The following is a 4,607-nucleotide window of genomic DNA, read 5'->3' on the forward strand; positions in this document are numbered from 1 at the left end:
AGAAGGTTTTCTCGATTTGAAGCGCGAAAATTGGGCTGCTGGTGCGATCGCGAAACTCGGCGCTACTGATTGGTGCAATGCCGCGCAGTCCCATATAGCGGGTCAGTTCGCGATCAACGCGGCGGCCGAACAACTCGTTGACCTCGATGCGCATCTTGCTCGCTGATCCTACGGCCCATTCGGCAAAGATCGAAAAGTCCGGCCCACTTTTGAACTCGCTTTTCGACTGGCTGCGGAAAAATCGATAGGGCGGGTCATATCTGACTGCCGCGCCATAGCTGACGCGTGGGTTGATGATTTGACGATAGTTGATCGTCGTACCGGCGAACTCGGCATTTTGTAATTGCCGCGTCGCGCCATTGAACGGATCTTGCACCGAGGTTTCTCGCCAAGCTGCATCCACTGTCAGTTCTGCACCATCTAGCAAAAAGCCAAGTGGGATTGAGGCTAGTAAATCGACCCCGAAACTGCTGGCCGAAGGCAGATTGCCAACGCCTTGGCCATCACCGACTGGCACGATATCCACCACATTGGTTATGCGTTCGCTCACGAAGGTGATGCTGACGCTGCCCCGTGTGCCCCATCGGCGTTCGGCCGTCAGTCGCAGCCCATCGGTTTGCGAAGGCTGGAGAGCACTGTTCGTCCGGGTTGAGGAGCCATCGGCGACTTGTTGTGCCCCTACGAAATCGCCAAAGTTCAGTTGCCCGACTTTGCGTTCGGCCTGCAAGCTCAGGGTCATTTGGCTGGTTGGGTTCCATGTAGCCACGACGCGGGGTTTGAAGAAGCGGTAAGTATTGGAAGATCGTAGCGGCTCGGCTAGGGTAATGCGCGTTGCTTCAAAGGCGATGGCACCCTCAACCGATATCTTGTCGATGCCTGTCCAGGTTGCCGACAAAGCTGCCGAGCCGCGTGTTTCCCCAACATTGGTGCGGCCGGCCTCAAGCGGTGTTGTAATTTTGTTGTCGATCTGAACGAACTCAGTGTTTGAGACTAGGGTCGTCCGCACGCTTTCAAATGCCGCGCTGACGGCAAGCTTTGGCCAACGCGGTGCCCAAGTCGCTCTCAAAATGCTCTCGGACAGGTCATCATTGGATGTATAAAGCGAACTCGAAATAGCCCCCGAAGGAAATTCTGCGCCGACCAGCGAGGAGCCCCTTTCGTTTGACCATGTTCTAAGGCCTATCAGTTTAGCTTCACCGCGGCCGATAGGGCGTGTCAATTCGAGCGACAGCTCGGCGCTGCGGCCGGGATAATTTTCGGCTTCGATCTGGGTTCTGATCGGCAAAGCAGCGCCTGACGCAAAAGCGGTGAAACGATGGCGCCGCTTAAAGTCATCTGTCCGTAGCGATGTCGCCAACGTGGTGTTGATGCCGGCAATCGGGGTGGCGATACTCAACGAGCCAGAATAGTCATTGTAGCGCCGACGGTCCAATAGAGGACCAGCCTCGACGACCCCGCCGCTACCATCAATTAGCCGCTGTTGGCCTTCGATTCGCGCGAGCGACTTGTTTCCGGCTTCCAGGCTGGCTGACACGGTGGCACCGCCAATTGATCCGCGCCACGACCCCGCTGCGGATGGTCCAAACCTGCCTCCTTGTATTGTTTGGCCCCGCAGACGCAATGTACCGCTGCTACTCGTGGAGGCCTTTAGGATGACATTGGCCACCAGCCGACTGCCCCCGCCCTGAAGGCCAGTGACGGCTCCATCGAGCATGTCGATGCGTTCAACAGTGCGTGCCGGAATGCGCCGTAACAGTTCGGTCAGGGAAACGTCCTTAGTCGCGGGCCGCGCTCCATTGACCAGAACATTGCCGGCCGCGTCGCCAAAGCCGCGCAGGTCTTCGCTCGCAACCAGCGTGAAACCTGGGACCCGGGCCAGCATATCGAAGGCGTTCTGCGCCTGAATATCTGCGAAGTATGCCGCAGGATAACTCGCGCGAGCAGGTGATTCCGACGTCGTTTGCGCACTCGATGACGTGCACAATCCAATTGTCGCGGTAATACTGATGGTGATTAGATGTCTCATTGGCGCTCCCAATTCTGGGGACGCAATAACTTGTCAGAGCTGCAACAGCGTTGGCGGAAAATTGCGGAAATGTTGCGAACGGCTGACGATGGTTCAGGCTTTACCTTTTCCGCCAATGGGGATGATGATTTCGGCGAGCGCGCCGCCACCTTGCCCTGCGCTCAGTCGCAATGATCCGCCATGCGCGCGGGCGATGGCAGTGACGATTGCGAGGCCCAGCCCCGAGCCACCCGATTGGCGGGATCGTGATTGGTCGCCACGAACAAAGGCGGCAGCAAAAGATTGTGGGTCGTCACTGGGCCATCCGGGGCCAGTGTCGAGCACCGACAATAGGATTTGATCGGCGGCAGAGCGCACAGACACTTGAATTTCGCTGCCCGGCGCATAACGAATGGCGTTGGCAACCAGATTAACTAACGCGCGCTCAATGCGCCCAGGATCAACCTGTGCAACAATCGGCGTGGCAACCAACTTCAAGGTGTTGCCCTGTGCAGCTGCGTCATGTTGCAACGTCTCAATCACCGACGCGGCGAGACAGTCCATTGCAACAGGTTCGAGATCGAGCTGCATGTCGATGCCCAGCGGTGATGCTAGCATATTGAGGTCGGCAACTAGCTGATCGACAAGACCGATCTGGCGCAACAGACCATTTAGTAAGGTGGCGTCAAGCGGGAAAACACCTGATTGCACGCCGATCAAACGGCCACGCAAGACTGACAAAGGTGTGCGAAGTTCATGGGCGATGGCGGCAGACCGCATGCGCACATCATTGTCGGCAGCGGACAAGGCATTGGTCATTGCCGTAAAGTCGCGGTGCAGTGCGGCGATTTCCAGCGGGACGCCCCGACCAATTGGCACCGGGGCGTGCCGGTCACCTGTTGCGATTTTGCGTGCGCTGCTGGCAATTGCCTCGATAGGTGCCGCGATCCGTCCTGCAGAGATGACCGCAAACCCGGCGCAACAGATGGCGGTCAACCCGATAAGTCCGCCTAAAGCCCAGCCGTAATTCAGTCGCCACGGCGCAAAGCCGTGATCCATCTTGAAGTCGTAAACCAATGGCGAGCACTGTCCAGATGTTTCAAGTAAGCGCCCCAATTGCATCTTCTCGGCAGGTGCTAGACTGGCCATGAATAGCTGGTCGCGCAGACTATAGACATAGTCGGGCGCGAACGCCGCTACCAGTGCTGCGATCACACTCATGAGGATGGCGCTGAGCGCGATCCTCGCACGTAAACCCATTATCATTCGAGATCCAATCGATAGCCTTGACCGCGAATGCTGGTGAGGCGTACGCCACTGCAGGGCTGGCGTTTTATTTTCTGGCGTAGACGGCTGATATGGGGATCGACGGAGCGGTCAAACGCTTCCTCGTCCAGCGCGAGATCGACAATCTGGCCGCGTGTGATGAGTCTGCCACCCCGCTCGACGAACAGATCCAGCAACTTGAACTCGGTCGGCGTCAGGTCAAGGGGCTGGGGTCCAACGAACGCGCAGAACGCATCCACATCGACCCGAATATTGCCAAAAGACCGAACGGTGTGCGCCGCCTCGCGGCGTTGCCTGCCCGCCAACACCTTGGCACGAGCAACGATTTCATGGGGGTCGAAAGGCTTGACGACATAATCATCGCACCCGAGGCGGAACCCCGCCAGCTTGTCGATCGGCTCACCGAGTGCACTGAGGATGATGACACCGGGTTGGACTGGCCCAACGCGCAATTGAGCCAATACCGACATACCATCACGCCGGGGGAGACCCAGATCAAGGATAACGATATCAGGCTGCCACCAGCGTGAACTATCCACCGCACTTTCGCCATCTCCGACAATAAGGCACTCGGCGTTTTCGCGGCGAAAAAACGCATCGACGATCTCCGCAATTTCGGGTTCGTCTTCAACAATCAGAATCTTGACCCCGGCAAGCGTCATTTTGTTAGGGATAATTGCTGCAGTGGTCATACGCAAGGGCCTTCATAGGTGTTGTTTATTCTGATTGCCCGGTCGGGCCAGCCCGCATCCGATTGAGACCGTCGATCCTGTCGCTGTTGCGCGCGAGCAAGCTCCGGCGAACAACAGCCGCCACATGGATGACCAGCAAGGCGGTGAGAGCAAGGCCAGCATATTCGTGGACGGGCCAAAGCCACTCGCCAGCTTTTTTACTTTCTAAGAAGGTCGCGAGCGGCTCAAACTTTGGCAAAGGAATACCGAACGGCTTTGGCGCCTCTCCATAAGCAATCCAGCCTGCATATCCCGACAATGGCAGGATGATCACCAGCAGATACAAAGCAAAGTGCGCGCTCCTTGCAGCCAAAACTTCTGTGCGCGTGCCGGCGATCGGCGGCTTGGCGGAACGTAGCGCAATGATAATCCGCAGGAGCATGATACCCAATGCGCTAAGCCCCAACAACACATGGATATCCGTCCACCAGTCTGCGGCTGGGCTATCGGGGACGACAAGTTTATAAGCAAGCGCAAGTCCGATCAGCAAGGCGGGCAGGATCAGCGCCGCTGCACTCCAATGCATAAGCCGCATCAATCGTGGATATCTTTCGATCATGAACATTTCCTCCGCGATCCCTAAT

Annotated in this window: 4 protein-coding genes; all 4 read right to left on the reverse strand. The window is 57.3% G+C overall.

Translation table 11 applies throughout. The annotated features are described in order from the left end of the window. A partial coding sequence (locus ACOVRA_RS13245) for a TonB-dependent receptor plug domain-containing protein (protein ID WP_421720715.1) occupies positions 1 to 2,026 on the reverse strand: 2,026 nt, incomplete at its 3' end. 93 nt (positions 2,027 to 2,119) lie between these two features. Next, positions 2,120 to 3,271 (reverse strand): sensor histidine kinase, encoded by a 1,152-nt coding sequence (locus ACOVRA_RS13250; RefSeq protein WP_421720716.1) that lies wholly within the window; start codon positions 3,269 to 3,271, stop codon positions 2,120 to 2,122. Then, complete coding sequence (locus ACOVRA_RS13255; RefSeq protein WP_421720717.1) at positions 3,268 to 3,984, reverse strand: response regulator transcription factor; 717 nt, start codon at positions 3,982 to 3,984, stop codon at positions 3,268 to 3,270. The genes ACOVRA_RS13250 and ACOVRA_RS13255 overlap by 4 nt, the downstream gene beginning before the upstream one ends. 25 nt (positions 3,985 to 4,009) lie before the next feature. Then, the coding region (locus ACOVRA_RS13260; RefSeq protein WP_421720718.1) for a cytochrome b at positions 4,010 to 4,607 on the reverse strand (598 nt) is incomplete at its 5' end.

It is taken from the genome of Aquidulcibacter sp., assembly GCF_049239865.1.
Lineage (GTDB): Bacteria > Pseudomonadota > Alphaproteobacteria > Caulobacterales > Aquidulcibacteraceae > Aquidulcibacter.